The 26284-nt window shown below is 70.2% G+C and carries 22 protein-coding genes and 1 pseudogene; 20 read left to right on the forward strand and 3 right to left on the reverse strand.

The features are described from left to right. Nucleotides 1–4 precede the first annotated feature (4 nt). From ACGF8B_RS41085 to ACGF8B_RS41095, 3 genes are all read left to right on the forward strand, one after another. On the forward strand, nt 5–2605 hold the full coding sequence (locus ACGF8B_RS41085; protein WP_392747926.1) for an ATP-binding protein: 2601 nt from the start codon (nt 5–7) through the stop codon (nt 2603–2605). Nucleotides 2606–2709: 104 nt separating this feature from the next. Beyond that, nucleotides 2710–5205 (forward strand): hypothetical protein, encoded by a 2496-nt coding sequence (locus tag ACGF8B_RS41090; protein ID WP_392747928.1) that lies wholly within the window; start codon nt 2710–2712, stop codon nt 5203–5205. A gap of 17 nt (nt 5206–5222) precedes the next feature. Next, nucleotides 5223–6314, forward strand: a complete 1092-nt coding sequence (locus ACGF8B_RS41095) for an NlpC/P60 family protein (RefSeq protein WP_392747930.1) — start codon at nt 5223–5225, stop codon at nt 6312–6314. Nucleotides 6315–6357: 43 nt separating this feature from the next. On the opposite strand, the gene ACGF8B_RS41100 is transcribed toward ACGF8B_RS41095, so the two are convergent. Then, nucleotides 6358–7668 carry a hypothetical protein gene (locus ACGF8B_RS41100; protein WP_392747932.1) on the reverse strand — a complete coding sequence of 437 codons (1311 nt, stop codon included), beginning with the start codon at nt 7666–7668 and terminating at the stop codon, nt 6358–6360. A 162-nt stretch (nt 7669–7830) separates the two neighbouring features. Here ACGF8B_RS41100 and ACGF8B_RS41105 point away from each other — a divergent pair, with 162 nt between their 5' ends. The 17 genes from ACGF8B_RS41105 to ACGF8B_RS41185 all read left to right on the forward strand — a co-directional run bounded on the left by ACGF8B_RS41105 (nt 7831) and on the right by ACGF8B_RS41185 (nt 23864). Beyond that, complete coding sequence (locus ACGF8B_RS41105) at nt 7831–7968, forward strand: hypothetical protein (RefSeq protein WP_392747933.1); 138 nt, start codon at nt 7831–7833, stop codon at nt 7966–7968. Nucleotides 7969–8246: 278 nt separating this feature from the next. Next, a complete protein-coding gene (locus ACGF8B_RS41110; protein ID WP_392747934.1) occupies nt 8247–8432 on the forward strand; it encodes a hypothetical protein in 186 nt (61 codons plus the stop codon). A 167-nt stretch (nt 8433–8599) separates the two neighbouring features. Beyond that, nucleotides 8600–8923 (forward strand): hypothetical protein, encoded by a 324-nt coding sequence (locus ACGF8B_RS41115; protein ID WP_392747935.1) that lies wholly within the window; start codon nt 8600–8602, stop codon nt 8921–8923. Further along, the gene (locus tag ACGF8B_RS41120; protein WP_392747937.1) at nt 8920–11175 is read left to right on the forward strand and encodes a hypothetical protein; all 2256 of its coding nucleotides are present in this window, start codon (nt 8920–8922) and stop codon (nt 11173–11175) included. Before ACGF8B_RS41115 ends, ACGF8B_RS41120 begins: the two co-directional genes overlap by 4 nt. Further along, nucleotides 11175–12122, forward strand: a complete 948-nt coding sequence (locus ACGF8B_RS41125) for a replication-relaxation family protein (protein ID WP_392747938.1) — start codon at nt 11175–11177, stop codon at nt 12120–12122. Before ACGF8B_RS41120 ends, ACGF8B_RS41125 begins: the two co-directional genes overlap by 1 nt. A 316-nt stretch (nt 12123–12438) precedes the next feature. Then, nucleotides 12439–13050 (forward strand): hypothetical protein, encoded by a 612-nt coding sequence (locus tag ACGF8B_RS41130; protein WP_392747940.1) that lies wholly within the window; start codon nt 12439–12441, stop codon nt 13048–13050. A 515-nt stretch (nt 13051–13565) separates the two neighbouring features. After that, a complete protein-coding gene (locus ACGF8B_RS41135; RefSeq protein WP_392747941.1) occupies nt 13566–13928 on the forward strand; it encodes an ATP/GTP-binding protein in 363 nt (120 codons plus the stop codon). Between the two features lie 55 nt (nt 13929–13983). Next, a complete protein-coding gene (locus ACGF8B_RS41140; RefSeq protein WP_392747943.1) occupies nt 13984–14676 on the forward strand; it encodes an SAF domain-containing protein in 693 nt (230 codons plus the stop codon). 1 nt (nt 14677) lies between these two features. Continuing rightward, on the forward strand, nt 14678–15553 hold the full coding sequence (locus ACGF8B_RS41145) for a MinD/ParA family protein (protein ID WP_392747944.1): 876 nt from the start codon (nt 14678–14680) through the stop codon (nt 15551–15553). Beyond that, complete coding sequence (locus tag ACGF8B_RS41150) at nt 15546–17099, forward strand: CpaF family protein (protein ID WP_392747945.1); 1554 nt, start codon at nt 15546–15548, stop codon at nt 17097–17099. The genes ACGF8B_RS41145 and ACGF8B_RS41150 overlap by 8 nt, the downstream gene beginning before the upstream one ends. Beyond that, nucleotides 17096–18019 carry a type II secretion system F family protein gene (locus tag ACGF8B_RS41155; RefSeq protein ID WP_392747947.1) on the forward strand — a complete coding sequence of 308 codons (924 nt, stop codon included), beginning with the start codon at nt 17096–17098 and terminating at the stop codon, nt 18017–18019. The genes ACGF8B_RS41150 and ACGF8B_RS41155 overlap by 4 nt, the downstream gene beginning before the upstream one ends. After that, a complete protein-coding gene (locus ACGF8B_RS41160) occupies nt 18016–18912 on the forward strand; it encodes a type II secretion system F family protein (RefSeq protein WP_392747948.1) in 897 nt (298 codons plus the stop codon). The genes ACGF8B_RS41155 and ACGF8B_RS41160 overlap by 4 nt, the downstream gene beginning before the upstream one ends. Nucleotides 18913–18925: 13 nt before the next feature. Further along, nucleotides 18926–19114, forward strand: coding sequence for a hypothetical protein (locus ACGF8B_RS41165; RefSeq protein WP_392747949.1), 189 nt, complete (start codon nt 18926–18928; stop codon nt 19112–19114). A 43-nt stretch (nt 19115–19157) separates the two neighbouring features. Beyond that, on the forward strand, nt 19158–19580 hold the full coding sequence (locus ACGF8B_RS41170; RefSeq protein WP_392747951.1) for a TadE family protein: 423 nt from the start codon (nt 19158–19160) through the stop codon (nt 19578–19580). Further along, nucleotides 19577–20035: a TadE/TadG family type IV pilus assembly protein gene (locus ACGF8B_RS41175; RefSeq protein ID WP_392747953.1), complete on the forward strand. Its 459-nt coding sequence runs from the start codon at nt 19577–19579 to the stop codon at nt 20033–20035. Before ACGF8B_RS41170 ends, ACGF8B_RS41175 begins: the two co-directional genes overlap by 4 nt. Beyond that, nucleotides 20032–20493: a TadE/TadG family type IV pilus assembly protein gene (locus tag ACGF8B_RS41180; protein ID WP_392747955.1), complete on the forward strand. Its 462-nt coding sequence runs from the start codon at nt 20032–20034 to the stop codon at nt 20491–20493. Before ACGF8B_RS41175 ends, ACGF8B_RS41180 begins: the two co-directional genes overlap by 4 nt. Nucleotides 20494–20501: 8 nt before the next feature. After that, the gene (locus tag ACGF8B_RS41185) at nt 20502–23864 is read left to right on the forward strand and encodes a LysM peptidoglycan-binding domain-containing protein (RefSeq protein ID WP_392747957.1); all 3363 of its coding nucleotides are present in this window, start codon (nt 20502–20504) and stop codon (nt 23862–23864) included. 264 nt (nt 23865–24128) lie between these two features. Here the strand turns inward: ACGF8B_RS41185 and ACGF8B_RS41190 are convergent, their stop codons facing one another. Together ACGF8B_RS41190 and ACGF8B_RS41195 are read right to left on the reverse strand one after the other, a co-directional pair. Next, nucleotides 24129–24395 (reverse strand): hypothetical protein, encoded by a 267-nt coding sequence (locus ACGF8B_RS41190; RefSeq protein WP_392747959.1) that lies wholly within the window; start codon nt 24393–24395, stop codon nt 24129–24131. A 742-nt stretch (nt 24396–25137) separates the two neighbouring features. Next, nucleotides 25138–26284, reverse strand: a pseudogene (locus ACGF8B_RS41195) (hypothetical protein); the annotation flags it as partial.

Here is a 26284-nt window from a genome sequence, read left to right on the forward strand (position 1 = left end):
CGCGATGCGGATGCCGATCCGGCATGTGGCCGGGAACGTGATGTGGACGGTGCACGGTCAGGTCTGGGCGGTCTACCAGGTGGCGGGGGCGGATGCCGTCCATACGTCGCGGCGGGCGAAGGAGCAGCGGCTGGGGCAGCTGGAGGCTTTGGTCAAGGCGCTCAGGGGTGAGTCGATGCTGCTGAGTCTGTGTCCGGCCGTCGACCCGGCGAGCGTGGTCGCGAAGATGACCGAGGGCATCGACCTGGTGGCGTCTCCCCGGTACCGGCAGGCCACTGGTGTGCTGCGGGGGCAGCTGGAGCAGCTGGAGCTGACGGGGCGTACGGACTGGCTGGCGGTGCCGCTGCCGATGACGCGTGGGGAGTCGGCGCGGGAGGTCTTCGCGGCGGCGCGGGCGGATGTGGCCCTGCAGCTGGGGCTGCTGCCGCGGCCGGTGTCGGCGCGCGAGGAGGACGAGCGCCTGGCCCAGGCGCAGCGGATGGCGTCGGTGTGGCCTTCGGCTATTGCTCTGCGTCCGGCGACGACTGCTGAGGTCTTGTGGATCTACGGGCACAGTGCCCGTCGTGGTGTCCTCGAACCGGTGCTGCCGGACGGGGCGGGTCCTCGGATGCGGGGCCGGGGGCGGGGTGCGGCGGCGCTGGGTCAGGTGGTGCTCGCCGAGGGCGGCAACCTGCTCGACGAAGAACAGGTCTCGGGCAGCGGTGACGGCGGGTACGGCCGGGCGGGGAAGCGTGCGGGCCGGCGGAAGGCGGGGCGGGCGAATCCGTTCGCGCGGCGGTGGCTGGAGGTGACCACGGAGTGGGGGCCCTCGTACCAGGTGATGCTCGCCCTTTCCGAGATGCCCGATCAGTTCGTGTTCCCGGGGTCTGAGTATCTGTCGTCGCTGGACGCGTTCTCGTTCCCGGTGGACTGGGTGGTGCGCCTGAGTGTCTCCTCCGGCACCGAGGCCGAGGCGAAGACAAGGCGTCAGGCGCGCGAACTCGCCAACCAGTACAGCGAGTACGACGGCGAGACCGCGGGCGTCCCGGCCAGCATCGACAAGGCAGTGGGAAGCCTGGACGAGTACCGCGAGCGGCTGACCGCCTCACAGACGGAGGTCGAGGTCCGGGCCATGACCGCCCTGTGCGTGTGGGGCGGCACCCCGGAGGAGGCCGAGCGGCGGGCCGGGGAGCTCGCCGGGCACTTCGCCGGCAACGAGTACACCTTCACCCGGCCGCGCGGCGAGCAGGAAAATCTCTGGCACGGGATGCTGCCCGGTACCCGCACCCCGCAGGTCATGGCCCAGTACGCGCAATACCTGGTGGCGCGGGACTTCGCGATGGCCGGACCGTTCACGGGCAGCGGACTCGGCGACGCCACCGGGCCGCTGTTCGGGCTGCAGCTGGCCGGCGGCGGGGTCCGGCCGGTGCTGACGGACTGGACGCGCGGCCCGCGGGAGAACACCTCCGCGACCGCCGCGTTCATCGGGGAGCTCGGTGCAGGCAAGACGACCGCGATGAAATCGGCCGTCTACTCCGTGCTCGCCGCGGGCCGGCGGGTGCGGGGCGGTACCCGGCGCGGCCGGGCCGTGATCGTGGACCGGACCCCGCGCCAGGAATGGCTCCGCTACGCGCAGGCATGCCCGGGTGAGACCGAGTGCATCACCATCGACGACCAGGCCGCCGTCTCGCTCGACCCGCTGCGGATCTTCACCGGGCGGGAAGCGCAGCGCTTCACCGAGTCGTTCCTGACGCTGCTGCTGGGGCTGGCCCCCATGAGTGATGAGGGCATCGCCTTGTCCGAGGCGGTCGAGGCGGTGCTGGCCGAGCCCCACCCGTCGATGCGGGTCCTGGTCGAGGAGCTCACCAACCGTGGCGCGTCAGGGGATACGCATTCGGCGATGGCTGCCCGCCGCCTGTCGGCGGTGAGGCGCAAGGACCTGGCCCGTGCCATTTTCGACGAGTCGCTGCCCGTGGTCCGCGGCTCGGCGGCCGACACGCTGGTCTTCTCGGTGTCCTCGCTCGCGCTGCCCACCAAGAGCGAACTGCGCGGCAGTGGGGACCGGCTGGACAAGATGGAGTTCGAGAAGATTTTCGGCCGTGCGGTGATGTACCTGATCGCCGCTCTGTCCCGGAAGGTCGCCTACGCGGACCTGGACGAGTTCGCCCTGGTGGTGTGGGACGAGTGCTGGTGGCTGACCTCCAGCCCGGAGGGCCTGGCGCTGGCGCTTGAGCTGGTCAAGGACGGACGCAAGCACAACGCCGGTGCCCTCTTCGGTGGGCATGACGAGGACGACATCGGCCCGTCCGACAACGAAAACGGGCAGATCCTGCGCGGTCTGATCCCCCGCAAGTTCGTCTTCCGGCACACCGATGCGAACCTTGCCCGCCGGGCCCTGCGCTTCCTCGGCTGCAACCCGGACGACGAAGACCTCCTCACCCTGGTGACGACCGGGCTGTCGCCCAACAGCCCCGAGCTCAGCGACGAGGAACGCGCGGCGCGGGCCGGCGAGTGCCTGCACCGCGATCTGACCGGGCGTATCGGCGCCATGCAGGTCACGCTGCCCGCCGACGAACAGGCCGTAGCGCACATCCACTCCCAGCCCATGCAGAGCGCAGCAGCATGACCAGGCGGGCCGCCGCAGGGGCGGGAACACCGACGGCACACAGCCGGGACCGGGGCATACGGGTGCTGCAGGGGGTGCAGCGGTGGTTGCGTCCCGGGCGGTCCATGACCGTGGGCCTGGCGCTGCTGGCTCTGTCGTGCCTGACGTCGCTGGTGCTGGCGACCGTGACGGCCAGCGCGGCCCCCACGCCGTCGCCGACGCCTTCGGTGGGTCCGACGCTGCCCGGCCCGGACAACCCGCTCGACCCGAGCCCAATGGTGCCCGACCCGGGTACCTCGGGCAGGCCGGACGACTCCCCGCTGATCCAGGACGCGAACAAGGAGGCCGAGAAGAAGGAGAAGGCCGCCCGCACCAAGTTCGAAAAACTCGTGGCGAAGTACAAGAAAGACCGGGCCGCACAAGGCGGGGTCCTGTCCGCGTTCAATGTGACCGACCGGGACGGGAATCCCGTCAGCTCCTACCGCATCTACTCCGACACCGGGGACTGGAACGACTGGGACCTGAGCGTGGAGGGGTTCCTTGTCGAGATGGCGTTCATGGGGAACAAATGGGCCGTCAGCTTCGCCGGCTTCCTCCTGACCTGGAGCCTGGCATTCTCCCTGGCCGGGCTCATGCTCAAGCCGGCTCTGCAGGTATCGACGTCGCTGTACGGCGGCGTCGTCGTGCAGATGGGTCTGCCGGTCCTGTTCCTCACCTTCACGATGGTCGTCGCGTCGTGGCATCTGCTGTTCGGGAACCGGGTCCGCGGCTGGGGCGAGATGGTGGCGGCGCTGGTCGTCTCCGCGCTCGCGCTCGGTGCTCTCGCCTCGCCCCCGCAGCTCCTGCTCAGCACCGACACCGGGGTCGTGGGCACCGTGCGGGCGCTCGCCGTCGAGACCGCCGCCCTGGTCCTGGACAAAGAGGCCATCGACTCGAACCGGCCGACCACCGACAAGGAGTGGGAGAAGAAGCCTTCCGGGTCGACCGTGGGCGCGCAGGTCCGTTCGTCGCCGAGCGCACTGGCCCGGCCCATCACCGATGCCCTCGTGGACGCGTTCGTCGCCCGGCCGGCCATGCTCCTGTCCTACGGGCGGACCTTCGACGGCAGCTGCGGGAAGCGGTTCCGCGACTCTCGGATCCAGCAGGCCGTGTTCGACCAGCTCGTCGACTCCACGATGGAGAAAGGCAAGTCCTTCCTCAAGGATCTGCCGTTCGGGATCGGGCTGCCCGACAACGTCAAGAACTGGATGGTCGATGCGGCCGTCGACGTCTCCTCTGCCCAGATGCTGGAACAGGTCCACACAGCGGGCCCCATCGCGGCGTTCGAGAAGGCATGTGTGCCGAACGCGGGCACGCTGAAGAAGGCGTCGATGGACAAGGTCGGCGGCGCGCTCTTCATGCTCCTGGCCGCGTTCCTCACCTGCGCGTTCGTCATCGTCCTGGACTGTGCATTCCTTTTCGCCCAGCTGCAGATCGCCATCGAGGCGATGATCGCGAAGGTGGCCCTCGCCGCCGGGATCCTGCCCGGCCCCGGCCGCGCCTGGCTGTGGGACCGGGCTGCGGCCATCGCCCGCGGCCTCGCCCTGATGCTCGCCTCCATCGCCTCCCTGTCCGTCTTCATCGTCGTCGTCAACGCCGTACTGAACACACCGGAAAGCGACCTGCCGGGCGGGCTCACCGTCCGGTTCGTCCTCCTGGACTGCGTCTGCGTCGCCGCGTTCATCTACCGCAAGAAACTCGCCCGCTCCACCCGCGGAGCAGTGGCACGCGCCCGTCACCGGCTCGGCAACTCGCCCCTGGGCGGCGCCGCCTCACCCGACCCGGTCAGCACGCCCCGGCGCGGCGGGCTCGGCAAGGGCCTGCTGCTCGGCGGACTCATGCTCGGCGCAGCCGTCGCCACCGGAGGAACCAGTGCCGCACTCGGCGCCGGACGCCTCGGCACCAGCCGGCTCGCCACGCGCCTCGGCGGCCGGCTCGCCCAGGGTGGGGGCCGCGCCGTGGCAGGACTGACACAGCTCACCGGCCGCACCATCCAAGCGGGCGCCAAAGGCACCGCGAAGGCAGGGGTGTTCGGCCTCAAGGCCACCGTCGGACTGCCGGTGTACGGGCCGCGCGCGGCCCGCAGGGTCGGCGCCGCCGCAACGGCCCTGCCCGGCCGGGCCGCCGGCCGGGTCAGCAGCGCCGTTCAGAACCTTCAACAGAGCGCACAGAGTTTCAACCAGAGCTACGTCCAGCCTGCGCAGCAGTTCGCCGGGGAGTACCGGCACAACGTGCGCTCCCTCGGCCGGATCGTCCGGGGCCGGCCCGGACTCGGCCCCTACACCCCGCCGCCCAGGCCCGGCGCGCCCGGTCCTCGCCGGGCTCCGGCACCCCGCCCGGCCGGCCCGCCCCCTGCCCCTGCATCTCAGCCCGCCCCTGCGCCGGCGGTCCGGCGGCGCCTTGCTCCGCCGCGCGTCGCCCAACCGCCCTCCAGCGCGGCGCAGGCCATGCTCCAGCAGCGCCTGCACCGCATGCGCCAGCAGAGGAACACCGGGAACAGCGCCCCGGCGGCGCCGGCACCTGCACCCCTCGTCCCTGCACGCCGTGCGCGGACCGCGCCCCGCCCCGGCGGTCGCCCGTGAGCGGCCTGCGGAAGACGGTGCTGATTACCTCCCCCGTGCTGGCCGCGGCCGTGGGCGTCGTCGGTGTCCTGGTGCTGTTCATCGCCGCCGTCGCGAACGGGGCGGCCGGACACGAGAAAGAGACCACGGCCCCGCCGGCCGCCTCCGGGACGGCCCCGGGGGCGGTGGCCGGCATCAGTCCGGTGATGCTGTCCGCCTACACCCGCGCGGCCGCCAAAATCCCTACCGTGCGCCCGAAGTGCAAGGGCATGCGGTGGTCCGTCATCGCCGGAATCGGAAAGATCGAGTCCAACCACGCCGCCGGGCACAGCATCACGGCCAGCGGCGACATCAGCCCGCGGATCCTCGGTGTCCGGCTCAACGGCTCCGGAGCCGGCGGGAACACGATGTCGTTCTCCGACACCGACCGCGGCCGGCTCGACGGCGACACCTCGTACGACCGGGCCGTGGGCCCCATGCAGTTCCTGCCCTCCACCTGGACCGGCCCCAGCGGCCAGGACGGCAACGGCGACGGCGTGAAAGACCCCCACAACGCGTTCGACGCCGCCCTCGGGACGGCCGTGTACGTGTGCGGCACCGGGACCACCGACCTGTCCCGAACCGACCAGCTCCGCAAAGCGGTCTACCGCTACAACCACTCGAACACCTACGTGGACGACGTCACCCGCCACGTCAGCGAGTACGACCGCCTCCCCGCCACCGGCAACAGCACGGGCGGCACGGCGACCGGCCGGGCCGGCGCCGTCGTCACCGCCGCGATGGCGCAGCGCGGCACCCCCTATGTATGGGGCGGCGGCAGCACCACGGGCCCCACCAAGGGCGGATACGACTGCTCGGGCCTGATGCTCTACGCCTTCTACCAAGGCGCCCGGATCACGCTCCCCCGCACCTCCCAGCAGATGCGGCACTCCGGCACCCGAGTCCCCCGCTCTCAGATCCAACCCGGCGATCTCATCGTCATCAACAACGACGGAAACTGGGGCCACGTCGGCCTCTACGCCGGCAACAACACCATGATCCACGCGCCCCGGCCCGGGAAGACTGTCGAGACCACTTCGACGGCCGGATACTGGGAGCGGTACGACTGGGACGTACGCCGCGTGCTGTGAAGCCCCCGTGACTGGCTGCAGGATTTCGCCACCACTGTCCAAGTCAGGGCATTGGGTCGGGTTGGCTATCTCCGAAGACGTCGGCGAAGAAAGACACAAGCTCGGCGCATGGGGTCCAGGAACCGGAGTACACGTTGCCTGACCCGGTGAGAGCGAAGGGGCGTACCCGGAGAGGACTTCTGCCCCCCTCCGTGATCAGGCGGAAGCTGTGCGCGAGCTCGGCCGCATTGGCCAGCGCATGCCCACCATCATGACGGCGCAGGCGGAAGGGAAGTTGAGGACGCCCACCCCGCCCGCGGGGAGAGAATCGGTAAGGGAGCTTGATGCCACCGCTGTCGATCTCAATGCCGACGCCGGCGATCTCAATAGGGACTGCGCTCCGATTCGCGACTCGTACAGCAAAAAAGTACGGGCCGGTAAAGGCCTCGGACCGGACTCGCCCTGCAGCAGCGAAGGCCAAGAGCAGCACGGTGTCGTCTGGGAGGGTGTAGCCGACCTCAAGCCGCACGTCGATGTCGAGCCAATCCTCCGTCGCTCCGGACGAGCGCGGCACTTCGGGCTTCGAGGGGGCCGCTACGCCTCTGACGTTGAGGAGATTCGCCATCACCTTGTAGGCGGAAAGGAAGCGGTCCCGAGCTTCGCATGCCTGCCGGTTGAGCTCGTTCCGCTCTGCGGGGGTACCCGGGTGGCTCATGTCCAGCATCGCCGGGCCTTCGTCGGAGATATCCGTCATGCCGTTGAGCTCGTCACAGAACGCTTTCAGCCGCTCCAACAAGATCTCGTGCGCGCCCTGAAGCTCAGGGTCGACGTAGTCGAACGGGTCGTCTTCCAGGGCGGGGAGCGCGTCGCATACAGGATCACTCACGAACAGCGGAACCCGGAACAACGTCTCAGCCTTCCGAAGCCATCCGTGCCACCGTTCATCGGGCGGAAGGAGACTCAACAGCCGCCCAGCCTTGCCCACATCTGCGAGCATGGGCGTCTCGGCGGGCGCGGGCCTTTTTCGGGGTGCGTCGGAAGCGTCCAGAGGGCGGGAGGTTTCAGCGAGGGCGGAGCGCCGGTCCCGTTCCGCAGCCTCCCGAATCGCGGTCCACTTGTGGATGCCCCGCTTTTTGGTTCCGGACCGCTGGAAGGCGGCGGCCTCCAAGACCTCAACCAGCACCGTAAAAGGTTGTCCCTCAGACGGCACGCTCTCTCCGCTGAACCACTGACTCAGCTTTCCTTTGCCCAGCTTCACGGGGCGGGGCTGCTTCCTACCCAGTTCCTCGATCTGCGCAAGAGATGGGTTGCCAGCCTTGTTCCGGAGCTCTCTCAGCGCTTCCGCGAAACGGACAGCGTCTGGTGTGTCGCCCATGGGTCTCCTGTTCATTCTGAACGTTCCCTGAACACCAATTTCACCAGGTTCGACCTGCACCGATGTCCCGTTTGGGTACTGGGTGACTCGCTGAACACGTGGGGCCCCGCAATTACTTGGCACCTGCTGGCACCGGGCCAGTACTCAAGGAGGGGCAGGGCCATGATGAAGAAGCTCTCGGAGAAGTGGCGCAACGCGGCTTGGCGGCGCAACGCGGCGAAGACCGTCGGCAAGTGGATCGTGATGGGGGTAGCAAAAGAGATCCTCCGGTACGCCTGGGTCCTGTGGATGCAGGGCTAGGGCCAACGTCCGGGCCCCGCTCCACGACAGAGGCCGGCATGGGGCCCGGCCCTGCCGGTCAGTCCTCGTTGAGACGGCGCCGATTCTCTTCTCATTCCTGTGTCACGTTTTCGGTCCGCGGGTTCCTTGCGCAGGCAGGGGACGGCACCCGGCCGTCCTGCGCGGGAGGTGCATTGCGTATGGCACGGCACGTTGCTGGGTTCCGGAGTACGGCAGGGCGCAGTCGGCTGGATGCGGATGCTGAGGCGCTGGTCAGCCTGTGCGGGTGGCTGGTCGCGGTGGTGTTCGTGGTCGGGTTCGTGCGCGGGTGGTGGTGGGGCGGGGATCTGCGCCGCCTCCCCTGGGGGTTGCCCGTCGTGGCGTCGGGGCTGGGCGGGTTGGGTGCGCGCTGGGTGTGGCTGGCGCTGGCCGATCTGGTGCGCGGGATGGATCCCCGGGTCCGGCGCCGGGGGTGGCGGCTGTGACGGGGTGGCCCCCAGCCGCCGGCTTCGATGCGGGTTGGTTGATCGGCGCGTTCTGGGATGCCCGGTGGTGGCTTATGGGCTCCGCCGTTGCTGCGATGTGTGCCTGGCTGTGGGCACGGCGGTGGTGGCTGCGGCGCGCTCGGACCCTGTTGAGGAACCGGGCGGTGGTGTCCCTGGTACCGGCGGCGGGCTTTGACCCGTCGCTGGAGGAGATCGACCGGCACGCGGCGCGGCTCGCGCGGGTTCCGGCGGTCGTGGGGTGGGCGCCGAAGCGTGCGGTGGGGGTGCGTATCCGGCTGTCCAGTGATGAGAGCCGGCTGTCGTACCGGCTGGAGGGTCCGGCTCGGGCGGCGGCGCTGCTGAGGCTGCGGTCCTTTCCCGACGTGGACGTCGTGGAACCCGGGGCCGGCAATGACGAGGTGCCCCGGATCCGGTTCGACGGCGTGCCCCCGCTCGAACCGGACGACCACGATGGAGATGAGGACGCGTGACGGTTCAGCTGGAGAAGGCGCTGAGCGACGAGAACCCCGGCGTGGATGTCCGTACGGACGGGGGCCGGTCGTACGTGGCGCGGGCGGAGCTGGTGCTGGCCCGCCCCGATCACCGTCAGCTGACGGCCGCCGGTCTGGATCCCGATCCGCTGCAGCTGATGGCCGCGGCGTGCGCGCACGCGGACAGCGAGCGCGGTGAGCGGGTCGAGCTCGTGGTGGACCTGGTGCCGGTGGCCGGGCGGCGGGTGGCACGGTGGCGGCGCCGGCTGGTGCGGCGTGCACAGCAGCGGGGCCCGTCGGCATTCGGTGAGCAGCTGGGCGGCAAAGGGCGGGCGGGGGTGGGCGGTTCGCTGTGGTCGCAGGCTCTCGCGGGGTTGAACGGTGGCGCCTCGCGTGGGCGCCCGGGGCCGAGGGGCCGGGTTCCCCGGACCTCGGATCTGGCCGAAGGGGTGGGCAAGTTCCTGCCGACGGCGGACACGCAGGTGTTCGCGGTGCAGGTGATGGTGCGGACGGTTGCTGGCCACCCGGTGAAGGCGCAGGCGCTGCTGCATCAGGTGATGACGGTGATGGATGCCTGGTCGGGGGAGAACTGGTGGCGTCCGGTCGGGCCGCGGACGGGTATGTGGCGGCCGTACAGCAGTGTCTGGTGGCGTCGCCGGAACTTCGACCGGCGCTTCGAGACGGGTGAGTTCGCGCCCTCGAAGCGGCAGTGGGTGACCTCGCGGGAGATCGCCGCGCTGCTCAAGCCGCCGTCGGTGCACTGCACGCCGACGAACGTGGTGCGTACGGGGGGTGTGGTGCCGGCGGCGCCGTCGCGGCTGCCGGAGTGGACCGGGCAGCGGGGTGTGGTGCCGCTGGGCGTGGTGACCGGTGCGGACGGTCGGGTGCGGCTGGGAGCTGTCCCGCAGGAGGATGTGCTGTTCGGGGCGAGTCTGGGGCGGTCGGGCTTCGGGAAGTCGGAGCTTGCTCTGCTCCAGGCGCTGACGCTGGCGTATGCAGGGGTCGGGGTGTGGTTCCTGGACCCGCACGGTGCGGCGGTCCAGCGGGCGTTGCCGTATCTGACGCATCCGGCGGTCGTCGACCGGGTGCAGCTGATCGATCTGAGCGCGAAGGATCCGGCGGCGCGGATCGCGTCATGGAACCCGCTGTCGATGGAGGAACGGGACCGGGCGCAGATCCAGGACGTGGTGGGCGCTGTCGTCGGTGGACTGGCCTCGGCGCAGGGGTGGGGCGACCGGGCGCCGCGGGCGCGGGCCATCCTGTCCCACGCGGTACAGGTCCTGGCCCACCTGGCCTTGCTGATGTGTGAGCGGGGCCGTCCCGACCTGCAGCCGACACTGTTCTCGATCACGCGGCTACTGACGGACGAACGGTGGCGGATGCAGGTGCTGGCACAGCTGCCGCGGCGGCTGTCCCGGTTCTGGCGGCACACGTTCCCGAAGTACGAGGGGAACGCGGTGCCGGTCGTGACGCAGATGCTGGAGCAGCTGGAGACGTCGGATTCGCTGCGGGCGTTCCTCGGCCAGCCCCGTTCCAGCTACAACGTCCGGGCGGCGATGGACGAGAACAAGATCGTGTTGCTGCGGTGCTCGGGCACCGGGGGCGGTGACCAGATCATCACGTCGTTGCTGCTGTTCGATCTGTTCCTGGCCGGGCTGTCGCGCGAGGGTGCGCGTCCCGAGGACCTGGAACCGATGTTCGCGTTCGCGGACGAGCTCACCGCGATCGACGGCGCCTCGCGCGGCTACGTGGCGGCGATCCTGGAACAGCTGCGGAAGTACGAGGTGCGGCTGATGGGGCTCACGCAGATGGTGATGCGGCTGTCAGAGGAGACCAGGCAGGCCCTGATGCAGAACCAGTCCCTGCTCTCCGCGGCAGGGGCGGACAGCGACGAGGCCGCGTTCATCTCCAGGCGCCTGGCCGGCGTCGCGTCCACGGTGCTGGAGCAGCTCGCGAAGTACCAGTACGTGATGTCGACGATGCTGCACGGAGAGCGCAGCACCCCTTTTCGGGTGCGGGGCGTCGCGGTGCACCAGGTGCTGGCCGACTACCACCGCCGTGACCTCCTGCCCGGCCTGGTCGCCGCGATCGACCGCAACCTCGGGCGCCGGCCGGTCGGCGACATTCTCAAGATGCTGGACGGGGACGACGGACGGCTGCCGGGCCTGGACGACATGCTGCTCACCCATCTCACCGGCCGCACCCCGGCCGCCGGGCCCGCCGAGGCCGCCCAGCGCAGCGAGGTGGGCTGATGTCCCTCACCGCTGCCGAGCCCCAAAGTGCCCGACTGTCCCGCCTCGGGCAGCAGCTGCTGCCGATCCTGTACCAGCACCGCCTCGTCGCCACCAGTCAGCTTCACCGGCTCCTGACCCCGCACACGAAGCGCCCGGTGTATCTGCTGCGCCACCTCGGGCACCTGCGCACGATGGGGCTCGTGGAGTCCACCGACCGGCTCACCGACCGGATGGGCCGCTGCGAACAGCTCTGGTACATCACCGCGCTGGGCTGCGAGATCGTCGAAGCCGCCGGCGAGGTAACGACGCGCGCGTACCGCATGAGCCCGAAGGCGGCCGCCTCCCAGCTCCAGGAGCACACCCTCGCCGTCGTCGACACCGGCATCGCGTTCACGGACTGGGCCGGCCGCCTCGGTGACGAGTGCGGGCCGCTGGACTGGGAACCGGAGCTCGCCCACCGTGTCCGGGAGGGCGACAGCCGGCTCGGCGACGACGCGTTCCTCGTCCCGGACGCAGTGCTGCGCTACACCCGCACAACTGGGAAACGGCGCCAGCTGCTGACGCTCTTCCTCGAAATCGACCGCTCCACGATGCAGGTGGCCCGGCTGGGTCAGAAGCTCGACACCTACGCCCGCTACGCCTCCTACATCCCGCAACCGCCCGGCCGCCGCCGTCCGCTGAGCACCCGGGAGGCATGGCGCGAGCGGTACCCGGCGTTCCCGCGCCTCCTGATCATCCTTTCAGGGGCATCCGACCGCGTGCTGCAGCGCCGCACCGAGGACCTGCGGGCACTGGCCTCCGCCAATCCCCGCATCACGGAGGGAAGGCTCCGCGTGGGCGTCACCACGGCTGAACTACTGGACAGGCATGGCCCTTTCGCTCCTATCGTGATGCCAGTACTCGGCGACGCAGAACGCACCGACGTACTGCTGACAGCGCATTCCGAGCCCGGAACGATCAAGTGAACCGGAATGCTGCACCAATGCCGACGAGTCGACAAAACTGGCTCCCGCATTCACCGCGGCCTGCAGCCCTGCCGCCATTCCAGACGGACCCGGAACGCGCAATCCCGCACGCCGGGATCCCGCCACGCTGGATTGTGCCGGTTTATGGCGGATGCCACAGATCCGAACTGTGGGAACAGACTGGGCTGTTGGCGGAAGTTTGCGTAATGTATAAGACCAGACCGCACGGTCGGCTTTCGAACTCGTCGCGCGCAGATGGCCAGTCACGGCCCGAGCCGCAGGTCGGGGCACCGTGGCATATGCATGGGGAGGCACAGTGACGCAGTCAGTGCGACCGGAGCACTCGGGTGTTCGCGAACGAAATCGCGCGTGGCCGGCAACCCTGCTCGCCGCCGCTTGCGTACTCGCAACAGCAACCGGGTGCAGTTCTGGTAAAGCAGACGACCAGAAAGAGACCCCCTCACCATCCGCTTCGGCAAAGCAAACGCCGAGCAAGCCCGCAGACCCGAACGAGACCGCCAAGAACGAAGCCGTCGCCACGTACACCTCGTACTGGCAGGCAATGGAACGCCTCTACGCGGACAGCAGCGGAAAAGACACCGACCTGAAGGACTACGCCGCCGGCGCTGCGCTGAAGAACGCCGAGGCGGACGCCAAAAGCATGCATGGCAAGGGCCGGATCATCACCGGCCAAGTCGCCGTTGGCAGCCCCACAGTGACCAGCGCCGACGTCAACCGCAAGATCCCCAACGCGACGATCTCCAGCTGCCTGGACATCTCGCACTGGCAGGTCATCGACAGCGCCACCAAGAAGCCGGCGGCTCTTCCCTCGACGCGACTGACCAAGTACGTCATCGTGTCCACGGTCGAACGCTGGCCGGAGGGCTGGAGGGTCATCAGAGACGAACCGCAGGGGCAGAAGTGCTGAGCCGCCGGAACGCAGCAGTTTCCGCGGCCCTGGTCATGGCGGCTCTCTCGGTCCCCTCCGTCGTCCACGCCGCAGACGGTCCTGGCACTGGAGTAGACAGCTGCGGATTCTTCGTGTGCGTGGAAGCGGACGACCCCGGCACGTCCGGAGGCACCAAGCCCGCCGGCCGCCCTCGTCCGGGAGGCAAGGCAGGAAGTAACGGCAAGGGCCCCAGTAAGGGCCCGGTCAGCGGGATGCCGTGCACGTACAAGCTGGCGGACCCTCAGCCCCCGGCCGGAAGCATGGAGTGGGGCGGACACGAACCGGGGGACGGGGCCGTCTACGAGAAGTCCTGTGCCCCCGGGAAGACCGATGCCGCTATCACTCAGTTGGTGTGGGCGGCCGGTCCTCCCGCAGCCCGGGTTGATCCGGCCGTCGTGGCGCAGCAGGCTGTGGACAAGATGTTGTTGAGGGGGCCGCGGATCGGTATTACGCCGAAGCCGGGTGGCAAGGGTGTTGTCGGTATGCCGGTGTACATGTGGACCGCGAAAGGTACGGAGACATACGGGCCGAACGTGGCTTCGGCGACGGCTGGTTCGGTGACGGTCACGGCGACCGCGAGGGTCAGCAAGATTGTGTGGACGATGGGGGACGGCTCGGCCGTCACCTGTACGACCGCGGGCACGCCGTACCGGGCGGAGTACGACAAGAAGCCGTCGCCGGACTGCGGCCACCGCTACACCCAGCCCTCTTCCACCCTGGAGTCCGGGAAGTACCACGTGACCGCGACGTCGACCTGGACGATCGACTGGGCGGGCGGCGGGGAGACCGGTCAGCTCACTGAGACCCGCGCCAGCGCCGCCGATATCACCGTGGCAGAGGTCCAGGTCCTCAACTGAGGCCGTTCTTCTCTTCTTTCTCTTCTTTGCAGAATTTCCCGAGAGGCAGCACCGCATGGAGTCCCCCGTCGCCGTGCCGCCGGCGCCCCGCGCCGCCGGCCCGGCCCGCCCCGACATCCCCATCACCACGACGGCCCCGGTCAAGCGGGAGCGCCGCTGGTCGGTGGCCGCGCTCTGCGTCGTCCTGGCGGCCGTCGCCGCTCTCGGTGCGGCGGCGGCGGTCACGTCGGCCGGCGACCGTACTCAGGTCCTCGCCGTTGCCCGTGATGTTCCGGCCGGGCAGGCGCTGACGGATGGTGATCTCGTCGTGGCGGAGGTGTCGGCCGACGCGAACCTGAGCCCGGTCCCCGCTTCGGATCGGGCTGGCATGGTCGGGAAGCGTCCTGCCGTCGACCTGCGCAAGGGCGGTCTGCTGACGGCGTCGCAGCTGGCTGCGGGCACCGGGCTGGGTGACGACAAGCAGCAGGTGGGTGTGCAGGTCAAGCGGGGCCAGGCCCCCGCCGGGGCCCTGGCCCCCGGTGACAAGGTGCTCGCCGTCACCACCCCGGCCCAGGGGGAGCAGACCGATACAAAGGGTGCCGAGGCGCCTCCGTCGTCGGTCAACGGGGTCGTGGTCTCCGTGTCCCGCCCAGACGCCTCGGGCACGATCGTGGTCAACCTCGCGGTGTCCCCCACGGACGGGCCGCTGCTGGCGACCCGGGCCTCGACGGGGCGGATCGCCCTGGTCCGCGAACCGCGGAGCAACTGACATGCCCGTGACCGCTCTTGTCTCCGCCAAGTCCTGTGGGGTGACCGCTTCTGCGCTCGCCCTGACCCTGTCCTCGAAGCGCCCGTCGCTGCTCGCCGAGTGCGACCCGGCCGGCGGCACGATCCGCGCCGGACTCCTGGACGGGCGCGCCGCCGCGGGGTTCGGCCTCTACCACCTCGCCGCCGCCGAGCGGACGGGCCCGGATGCGCTCGCGAACGCGTTCGCCAATCACCTGTGGCCGCTGGACGAGGGCGGGCACCGCAAGCTGCTGCCCGGCCTGACCGATCCCGCCCAGGCTGCGGCGCTCGGCCGGACGTGGCCGGCCCTGTCGGACGTGCTGCACGTCCTGGCCGGCGAAGCCGGACACGACGTTTTCATCGATGCCGGGCGTCTCGCGCTGGAGTCCGGGCACCTGCACCCTGTGCTGACTCCGGCTCCGCTGCTCCACCAGGCCGACCTGGTCCTGCTCGTGGTCCGCAGCACCGAGCAGTCCCTCACCCTGGCCCGGCACGTCATCGACCCGCTGCGCACCGAGCTGCAGGAACACGGTTCGGGCGCCGATGCCCTGGGTCTGCTGCTCATCGAGGGCGGCACCTACCGGGCCCACCAGGTCAGCGACGCGCTCAAGGGCGTGCCGGTGCTCGGTGCGCTGCCGTGGGACACGGACACCGCCCGGTACCTCACCGGTGGGGGCCGGCCTCCCCGCGGCTACGCCCGTAGTCCCCTGCTCCGTCACGCGCGCACGGCAACGGAGCAGGTCGAGGCGGCCACCTCGCGCCGGCGGATCCAGCAGGAATACCCGGCCCGGCCCGCCAGCCCGCAGATGGCCGGTGTGCTGCAGCGCCTGGCCGAGCAGCGAGGAGGTAGCCGTGGCTGATACCCACCAGCGGCCCGGTGCCAACGGGCATCCGGAGCCGATGGGGCGCCAGGAACTGGCGTCGCTGCTGTCGGGGCATCTTGGTCAGCGCCGCCCGCCCGCACCTGCCCAGCCTCCGCAGACACCTGCCGCTGCCCCGGTGGCGAGTGCGGGTCCGGCGGCTGTGCCGCGTCTGGCCGGGCTGCCCGGCGAGCTCCCCGTGGGCTGGGAAGTGATCGAGGCTCTCCAGGGCGAGGTGTCCAAGGCACTCAGCGAGCAAGATCCCGACAAGCACCTGGAGGAAGCGGACCGGCGAGCTCTCGCGCGGGCCCTGGTGACCACCGCGGTCGCGGATTGGTCGACCAAGCACGCCCATGGCAATACCCCGCTGACCGCCGAGCAGGAGAGCGCGATCGGCACCGCGGTCTTCGACTCCATGTACCGCGGCGGCCGGCTCCAGTCCCTTCTCGACGAAGAGGGTGTGGAGGACGTGATGGTCGACGGGCTGCGCGCCCATGTCGAGTACCACGACCGTCCGCGCCGCACGATCGAGAAGGTCGCCGACAGCCATGACGAGCTGATCACGTGGGTCAACAGGATGGCCCGTCTGTCCGGGCATGGCGAGCGGTCACTGACCCAGGCCAACCCCATGGTCGGCTTCCGTATGCCCGACGGCTCCCGGGTTACCGCATCCTTGCTCACCACCCGGCCGTCCGTCGTCATCCGGCGCCACCGCATCCGGCAGCACGGCATCGCCGAGCTGGTCCGGTGGGGCTCGATCAACCCGATCCTGGAACGGTTTTTGACCGCGTGCGTGCACGCCAGGATGAACATCTTGGTCGTCGGGGACATGGGCGCGGGCAAGACGTCGCTCCTGCGTGCGCTCGGCCGTGAAATCCCGGCCGCCGAGCGGCTGGTCACCCTGGAGTCCGACCGCGAGCTCTACCTGGACGAGCCCGGCCCGAAGCCGGGGCCGGTGACGTTCGCGTTCGAGGCAAGGCAGTCCAACGGCGAGATCCGCGGTGGTGACCGGGCCGGTGAGGTCACCATCTCCGACATGTTCGCCACCGCGCTGCGCTACAACGCGACCCGGGTCATCGTCGGTGAGGTCCGCTCCGCGGAGATCGTGCCGATGCTGAACGCCATGTCCTCCGGCGGTTCCGGCTCCATGTGCACGCTCCACGTCCGCCGGCCGCACGCCATCATCAGCCGCCTGGTCCAGCTGTGCACCGAGGCCGGCATGCAGACCGAGGCCGCCCACCACCTCATCGCCTCCTCGATCGACGTCGTCGTCTACCTGACCTACCTGGACGAAACGGCGATCGGCGGCAAGAAGCACCGGTTCGTGAGCAGCATCTACGAAGTCCACGACATCGTCGGCGAGGGCGGCCGTCCGGTCACCACGGAGCTCTTCGCGCCCCAGAGCGGCGAGCCCCGCGCCGTCTACAAGAACATGCCGACATTCATCGGCGACCTGGAGCGCACCGGCCTGTTCAACCGGCAGTGGCTGACCGAGAACCCGTACGGTGCGTGGCTCGGGCCGCTGCAGACGGTGGGGGCGCGATGAGCACCTCTCAGCTCGCACTCGTTGCGGCCTGCTGCGCCGTGCTCACCCTGCTCGCGGTCTTCGCGGCCGTCCGTGAGGTCCGGGGCCGCGTCCCCGACCCGGCCAAGCCCGCCTCCCGTATGACCGGCCGGATCCAGCGTGCGAAGGCCGAGCTGCCGGAGAAGTGGCAACGGCGCTGGCGCCATCTGCTCACCACGGCGGGCGTCGTCGCGCTGGTCGTGTGGGCCTGGACCGGCTGGCCTGTCCACGGCCTCCTCGCCGGCGCCGCCGTCCTCGGCCTGCCCTACGTCCTCAACCCGGGCACCGCTGCGACTCAGCGGATCGAGCGCCTGGAGGCGCTCGGCCAGTGGCTCAACCACCTCGCCGGTGTTCACCAGGCCGGTATCAGCCTTCCCCAGACGATCCGTGCGTCCGCGAAGGCCGCGCCCGCGCCGATCGCCCCGAGCGTGCGGGCCCTGGCGGAGCGGCTGCGCTCCGGCATGGAGGCGCACGACGCGTTCGCGCTCTTCGCCGACGAGCTCGCCGACGGCGTGTCCGACCACGTCGTCCTGCTGTTCCAGTCCCACGCCGTCTACAAGGGCCCCGGGCTGTCCGACGCGCTGGAAGCCCTGGCGGTCACGATCCATCAGCAGGCGGCCGACGCCCGCGACATCGAGGCCGACCGGGCAAAGGTCCGCAAGAGCTCGCGCATGGTCTCCGTCGTCATCTGCATCGTCGTGGTCGGCTGCATGCTCAACGACGCCTGGTCCGGCTGGTATCAGTCCCCGGTCGGGCAGATCGTCCTCGCCGCCCTCGGCGGCCTCTTCGCCTACACGCTGCGGTGGCTGCGGAAGATCGCGCGGACCCAGCCCGACCCCCGCCTGATCACCCCCCTGCCGGCCACCGCCGCACAGCTCACCACTGCGGGAGGCGCCCGATGATCCCCATGGAAGCCGTACTTCCCGCAGCCGCTGCCGGCGCCCTGATCGGCCTGGCCGTCCGCGCCGCCATGCCCGCCCGCCGCGATCTCGCCTCCGTGCTGGACCGGTTGGACGTCTCCAAGACCAGCAACCCTCTCCTGCCGACCACTGCGCCCACATCCACGGGCACGCTGCCCGAACGCGTCGGCATGCGGCTGCTCGACGAGTTCGGCGGGCGCATCACGCTGCCCGTGAAGGACCTGGCTCTGCTGAGGATCAGTCCGGCCGAGCACCTCGGCAAACGGTTCCTGTTCGCCCTGTACGGCCTGGTGCTTCCGCAGCTTCTCCAGGCTCTCCTCGCTGCAGCCGGCGCGGCCTTCCCGTTCGCGGTTCCCGCGATCGTCTCCCTCGCCATGGCCGGCCTGTTCTGGTTCTGGCCCGGCAAGGAAGTCGCCCGTGACGCGGCAGCGGCCCGGCTCGTCGTCCGCCACGCCGCCGCCTCCTACCTGGAGCGCGTCGCGCTGGCCCGCATCGCGAACTCGGGCGCGGCGCAGGCCCTGACCCAGACCGCGGAGGTCGGCGACGGCTTCATCTTCGTGCGCATGCGGCAGGTCTTCCACCAGGCCGACCTCGCCGGCGTCACCGTCTGGGACGCCCTCAAGCAGCTCGGCGACGAACTCGACATCCCCGAACTCACCCGCCCCGCCGACACCCTCGCCCTCGCCGGTGACGGCGCGGCCGTCTACACCACCCTGCAGGCCCAGGCCCGCCAGCTGCGCATCGCACTGCTGTCGGACGCAAAGGCGCAGGCCAACGCGGCGAGCGCGGCAATGATCCTGCCGGTCACCTTCGGCGTCATCCTCATGCTCACGTTCGTAATGATCCCCGTCACGATCACCATCCTCGGAAGCTGAAAGAAGAAGAACCATGGACATCCAGACCCTGACCGTGTGGATCCGCGGCCGGTACGAGGCTCTGAGAGCCGGCAGGGAAGCCGGACAGACCAGCACCGAACTGGCGCTGATCGCCGGTGCGCTGCTGGTCGGCGCCGGCCTGCTGGTGCTGGCGATCCGCACCAAGCTCATGGAGAAGATCGGCATCATCAACGGCGGCTGACACGCCCCCGTACCGCCGTCACGTCGAAGAGGAGAAAGACGCAGTGACCCCAGTCCCGCGGTCCCGTACGGCAGCGGCACGCTTTCGCCGGCGGCTGCGGGGCGACCGCGGATTCGGCAGTGTGGAACTCGCGGTTCTGGCCATCGTCGTGCTCGCGCTGACCTTCACCGGTCTCCAGGTCGGCCTGTACTACCACGCACACAAGGTCGCCCAGTCCGCCGCCCGCCAGGGTGTGGAGGCCGGGCGGCAGTTCGGCGCCGGCGACGGCGACGGCGTCGCCCAGGCACAGGCCTTTCTGGGCCGTTTCGGCGGCAGCGTCCAGGGAGCGAGCGTGTCATCGGCCGGCAGCAGCGCGCAGGAGATCCACATAACCGTGCGCGGCAGAGTCGCCACCCTGGTGCCTGGCCTGACGCTGGAAGTCGTCCAGCACGCCGCCGCACCGGTCGAGCGCTGGACCAACCCATGACGGCCCATGCCTGCGGCTGGCGGGTTGTGCGGGGGCTGCGTCGTGACCGGGGCTCCTACTCGGTAGAGACCGCGGTCCTGGCACCCGTGATGATCGCCCTGCTCCTGCTCATGATCGCGTTCGGGCGGGTGACGGACGCCGACGGCGCCGTAGACTCCGCGGCCCGCGCCGCCGCCCGCGCCGCATCCCTGGAGCGCGACGCCGGCAGCGCCCAGGCCCAGGCCCAGGCCGCGGCTGCCCGCAGCCTCCAGGGCGAGGGCATCACGTGCCGGACCTCCAACGTCGTGGTCGACACCGCCGGCTACGCCCTCGACATCGGAGTGGAGGCGAATGTGACGGCCACGGTCGCCTGCACTGCGAACCTCTCCGACATCGGGCTGCCGGGCCTGCCCGGCGCCAAGACACTGACCGCTTCGTGGACCAGCCCCATCGACACCTACCGGGGACGCCAATGACCACCAGAGTCCGCCGCTTCGCGGACCGGCGGCGTACGGCACTGGCCGCACGCCGCCATGACCGCGGATCGATGTCCCTGTTCTTCGCCCTGTCCTCGCTCGCGATCCTGATGGTGATGGGGCTGCTCGTCGACGGAGGCGGCGCCCTGAACGCCGGCAACCGCGCCACCTCGCTCGCCCAGGAGGCCGCCCGCACCGCCGGCCAGCAACTCGACCCCGCCCAGGCCATCGAGGGCACCGCCATCACGATCGACCCCGACGCCGCCGTCGGAGCCGTCCAGGACTACCTCGCCGCAGCCGGCGTCCAAGGCGACGTGCACATCACCGACGGCGGAAAAAGCCTCACCGTCACCGTCCACGCCACCTACGACACCTACTTCGCGCAGCTCGTCGGCGTAGGAACGATCAACGTGACCGGCACCGCGAAAGCCCATCTGCAGACCCAAGCTGGAGGCTGAGCCCCACCATGGCCCACCGCATCCCCGCCCCGCTGCGCGCCGTCGCCGCCCTGCTGCGGGCGCTGCTCGGCCTGGCCCTCCTGGCGGCCCTGGTCGGCGGCGTGCCGTACCTGCTTCTCAGGGTGGGCCACCAGCCGAGCGAGCTCTCCGGCGGCCTGGTCCTGCTGACCCAGCAGGACGACGGGTCACTGTTCCTCGTCGTCCTGACCTGCATCGGCTGGGTCGCGTGGGCGGCGTTCGCATTCTCCGTACTGGTGGAGCTCGTGGCCGTGCTGCGTCGCCGCTCCGCCCCCCGCATCCGGGGCCTGGGCGGGATGCAGTCCCTCGCGAGTTTCCTGATCGGCGGCATCGTGCTGCTCGCCCCGACAGCCGCGTCTGCGGCCACGGTCACTCCCGCGGTCGCCGTAACCGCGACCCATACCGTCGGGCAGGACACCGGCAACCCGTCCGCGAAGCACGACACCACGCGGACCGACCAGGCCGGGCTGCGGCACACCGTCACCTCCACCACGGAGTCACCGTGGGAGCTCGCCGAGACGTATCTGGGCAGCGGGCCCCGGTGGAAGGACATCGCGGCTCTCAACCCCGGCATTCCCGAGCTCGCCGCCGGCGACCAGTACCTGCCCAAGGGCGCGGTCATCACGCTGCCCGCCGATGCCCGGCCTCCCGCCACGTCCGAGACCGGCCCCGGCTCCCCCACCGCCACCCAGGCAACGAAGGCCTCGGCCGACGCGCGGGACGAGGCCGCGGACTCCCAGAAGTCGTACACCGTCCGGCCTGGCGACTACCTGTCAAAGATCGCCGACGAACAGCTCGGTGACGGGGACCGGTGGCCCGAGCTGTATGAGGCGAACAAAGGCGCGGAACAGCCCAACGGGCAGGTCTTCGACGATCCCGACCGGATCTATCCGGGCCAGGAGATCGCCCTGCCCGGCCACGGCTCCGATTCTGCAGACGAGCCGCCCGCCCGGGACGGCCACGAATCGTCGAAGCCGGCCGAGAAGGACCCTGCACCGCCGCAGCAGCAGCCGGCCCCGGATGCCGAGCCGTCGGCGCCCGCCGCCCCTTCCCCCGACCAGAGCCGGACGGCGGATCCGTCTGCCACGGTGACGCCCGCCCCCGCCGCGAAGACTCCGGCGCCCGGAAAGCCGGCGCCGGAAGCCTCCGCCGAGGACGGTCAGACGACGACCGGGATGCGGGCCGGCATGGTCGGTCTGGGAGCCACCGGAGTCCTGGCCGCCGGTCTCGTGGGCACCCTGGCCACCCGGCGGATCCTGCAGCAGCGCCGCCGACGCCGCGGCCGCCGTATCCCGATGCCCTCCGGCCAGACTGCCCTCACGGAAATCGCGCTGCGCAGTGCGGACGCCGGCGAGGAGCTGACCATGCTGGACCGGGCGCTGCGGACCGCGGCGGCGACGCTCGCCGAGGAGGGCCAGCAGCTTCCTGCCCTGGCCGCGGTGCAGCTCGGCACCGAGGGGTTCCGGCTGCACCTGGACGCACCCGCCCCGGCGGTCGCCCCGTTCACCACCGATCCGTCGCAGAGCACGGTGTGGTGGTGCCCGGCAGACTCCGGTGAACTGCTGCCCCCACAGGAGAGCCGGGAAGTGGACCCGCCCTATCCGGGGCTGGTCGCGTTGGGCGAGGACGACCAGGGCGCGATCGTGCTCGTCGACCTGGAGCACACCGGCGCGCTGCACCTCACCGGCGGTCTGCGTAATGAGGTGCTGCGGACCCTCGCGCTGACGCTCGCGCTCTCACCGCTCGCCGAGCAGCTCGACATCGCGGTCGCCGGGGAGGACACCGCTCCCGGGCTGGCGATGCTGGACAGCGACCGGGTCACCCCGTACCCGGACCTGACCGACGCGGTACAGGCCTTGCAGGCCCATCACGCGGAGCAGCAGCAGACCCTGGACGGGCTCGGCGACGGGGGCGACGGTGCGGACATGCCCGTGGCGGAGCTGGGCGGGCTGTGGCCGCTGGTCGTCGTCGCGGACCTGGATTCCTGCCCGGCACCCGAGGGCACCCGGGATGTGCTGTGGGAGGCGCTGGGGCAGCAGCCTCGGTCGGCGGTGGCCGTGGTCACGAGCAGCACCGCCGTGCCAGAGGAAGCGGGCGAGGCATGGTCGGTGGATACGGATCTGCCGTACGTCACCGTTCCGGGCACCTCGGTCAGCGTCGCACTGTCGGTGTGCTCCGACGCCGAATACGCCAGCATCCTGGACGTCGCACTGACCGCGGACGCACCTGGCGACGTCCCCGCCCCGGCAACAGAGACGGCCGCGGCTGCGCAGTCGGTGGAGAGTCTGCAGCCCTCCCCCGTTGTTCCTTCGGAGACAGGGGCATCTTCCGCACGTGAGGCTGCAGAGCCGGTGAGCAAGCCGGGGCTGATGGCCGCGTTCGCCGACCTGGAGGACGAGGGCACCGACGACGAGGAAGACCCTGCCGCCCCGCCCGCCGGACCGGAGCCGCTGCCCACCGCATCACCGTCCCCCGGAACTCCCGTCCTGCCGTCGCTGTCCAGCCCCACCCCCCGGGTCAGCTCCCGGATCCCCGCATCTGCCGGCCCGGAAGAGGCCACACCCGCCCGCGACACGGTCGTCCCTCTTCCTGAGCAGCCCGACGGATCCGGCGCCGCCAACAGCCCGGACCGCCCGCTGGTGCAGGTCCTCGGGACAGTCGATCTCCTCGGCGCCAACGGCACCGTCAAGTCCAACCGGCGCACCCTCGCGCTGGAGGTGACGGCCTGGCTGGTTCTTCACCCCGGGGCGAACCACCACCAGCTCGACGAGGTCCTCGCACCCGGCGGCATCGTCACCCGCGACACACGCAACACCCGCCTCGGAGACGTCCGCAGATGGCTGGGCGCCGACGCACAGGGCAACAAGCACCTCCCCCACGTGAGCACCCAGCCCGACAAGCTCTACCGACTGGCCCAAGTGGACTGCGACTGGGACCGCTTCCAGCAGCTGGCCCACTCCGGCCGAACCGCCGACGGCCCGGTCAGGGAGCAGTTGCTGCGCCAGGCGCTGGAACTCGTCCACGGCCGGCCGTTCTCCGGCATCCCGTCCCGCCGGTACGCGTGGGCGGAATCCCTGGCCCAGGAAATGATCTCCGCAATCGTGGACGCGGCCGACGACCTCGCGGAGCGGTACCTCGCACGCGGGGACGCACGCAACGCCCTGTGGGCAGCCACCCGCGGCCTGGACGTCGCGCGGGAGATGGAATGTCTGTGGCGCCACAAGTTCCGGGCGCTGTCACTGCTCGGCGAAGAAGCCGCGCTCGAATCGTCGGTCCGGCAGCTCGACGAACTCCTCCTGGAGCTGGGCTCACCCATGGACGAGGAGACCGAGCAGGTGCTCCGCATGCTGTAGCCGGCCGCAGGCCGGACCGTCGGCTACCCCTGCACGGGGACGGCCAAGGGATGCCTCACCCGAGGCTGCTCGGGTGCCGGTGAACGCCGAAGGCTCTGCACTTCCGAGCGAAGTGCAGAGCCTTCGGCGCATCGGCCAGATACAGGGAAAGCGCGCTGACCCAATTGCTGACCCAGTTGGAAAACTACAGGTCAGCACGTGCTGGCATATGGCTGGTGCGCGGCGGGGGCCGTAGGGTCCGGCCGGGGCTGCGCTTATGTCACGTCACATTGTTTCCTTGCGCTTGGACTTGGCGGCCTGGCGCTCCTCGGACGCTTTGGCGAGCCATCCGGGGTCGACCTTGTTGATGAGGTCACGAAGGTGCTGGACGTTGATGCCTGAATCCCGGGCAACGGCGGAGACGTGGCCGTACACCGTCGACTTCATGGCTTCAGTGACGGCCGCTTCGTACAGCTCGGTCCTGTAGCCGTCGGCAACCTTCTCCGCCTTCTCGACTCGCTTCCGCAGCGCTGCAAAATCCGGTTTGCTCATGAGGCGAGAGTGACACACCTACCACCACACTTCAAGTTTCACTGAAAGTTTGGCTGCGGCTGCGGAGAGGGCTGCCCGTAGCCACGCGCCGCCCCAGCCACCCGCCCAGGAGACCGGTCTCCTGCTGAGCGCCCACCCCGAGGGGCCCACCACACGCCCCGCAGTGCCAGCCCCGAGCGCCCGACGAGCCGTCACGCAACGCTATCGGGAAGTAGCTTCGTTCCCCCCCTTCGCCGCCCAATTCTTCGCTCGCCGACGGCACCCGCAGCGCGGTGGAAAATCCGGTCACCAGCCCAGCCACCACGCGGGCCGAACCTCTGCCAGAGACGTGGATAATTCCACCCCGTCCACGCCCGCCGCAGCGAGGCCGTTCCCGTTTTCCACCCGCCTGCACTCCGCATGGAACGACCAGTCCCCCGCTGTTGACCGGGACCGCCGACGGCACCACCCACCCTCTCGACGAGCGGCGACGGCAGCGCGGAAGACGCAAGCTCGGTATGACCCAAATGCTGACCCAAGCTGGAAAATTGCAGGTCACAGCGTTCCACCCCTGCGTCACTACCCGTCATCACCCCAGCGGCGCCCAACCGCAAACCTGCTGACCCAGTGCCGGAAATCAGCACCCCCCGCATCACGCAGAGCCGGGGCAGTAAGAGGGGGGTGGGGTGGAATCCGTGGAATTCCACCCCACCCCCCGTGCAGCGCTCCGGGCAGCTCGCCCGCATTCCACAGTGGTGGAACGTCACACGCCAGCGGCCCGCTTAATCGGCCCGAGGTACTTCCGCACCGTGCCCTCCTGGTAGCCGCAGCGCTCAGCCAGGACCGGAGCGAGGGCCTTCGCTGAACGCTGCTGCTCCTCCGGTGACAACTGTCGGTAGTGGAATTCCACCCGCGCCGGGCCTGCCAGGTGAGAACCGTCCCCCTGTTCGAGCTCGCTCTCACGGATGTCTGCGTCCGTCTCCACCGCATCGATCTCGTCCTCATCCCGGGGCTTCGGCACTCTCGCCTGGACGATGCTGCGGCCACCACTCTCGTCACCGGACGCGTGCACTGCATGCCGTTCCGCCACCAGCGGGTCACCGTCGGCGCTGCTCGGAAGGGTGCCATCTTCGCGGTTCTCCCCACCCTCATGGTCGGGGGCCGGCTCGGTAGTCTCGTCCGCTGGCGCCAGCGTCGAACCGACCTCGGGGCCCTCCTGCCCCCGCTCCTGAAACAGAGCGACGTAATCGCGTAGTTCGTCTGCGGTGACGGGCTGTCCGGCGGCGCTCATGATGCCGTCGCGCCAGTACACGTACTCAGCAAGATCGGCAGCATCCGGGTACGAGCCCCGCTCCGCCTCGTATGTGAGCCAGGCGTTGTAGAAGTAGGCGGCCCACGTCTCTGTCTCTTCGCCAATCATGTCCTGCTGGGCGGCGGCGAGGTCTGGGCCGTTCTCAGGGACAGGCGTGCCGTGCTGCTTGAGCACCTGCAGCAGGGGCCAGATCTGCTCGTTAGACAGCGGGTCTCCGGCTGCTGTGGCGATGCCGTACCTGTCCTGGAGCCAGAATGCGAACTGCGCACTCGTCGGCTCGAAACCGTAGGCGCCAATCCAGGCCCGGTAGGCGTCCGCGAGACGTCCGCCGGTCCTGGCATCGTCCGGTGTTGGCTCGTGCGGCCGTACAGCGGCTACTGAAGGCACCTGGAATGACGGATGCGGTTCTCCGGCGCGCAGTTGCGTAGATTCCGTCCTCTGCGCGGCAGGGCTCTCAAGGGCGGGACTCTGCGTCTGCTTCGGGACCTGAGCGGCCGGGGCGGGGGCCGGGGGGAGCAGGGCGGGTTCGATGCCCGCGGCGGCCAGGCCGGCCGGGGCGGTCTCGGCGAGCGGGACGCCGTACTTCGCCAGGCGCAGC

The organism is Streptomyces sp. NPDC047917 (assembly GCF_043204345.1).
Taxonomy (GTDB): Bacteria; Actinomycetota; Actinomycetes; order Streptomycetales; family Streptomycetaceae; genus Streptomyces; species Streptomyces sanglieri.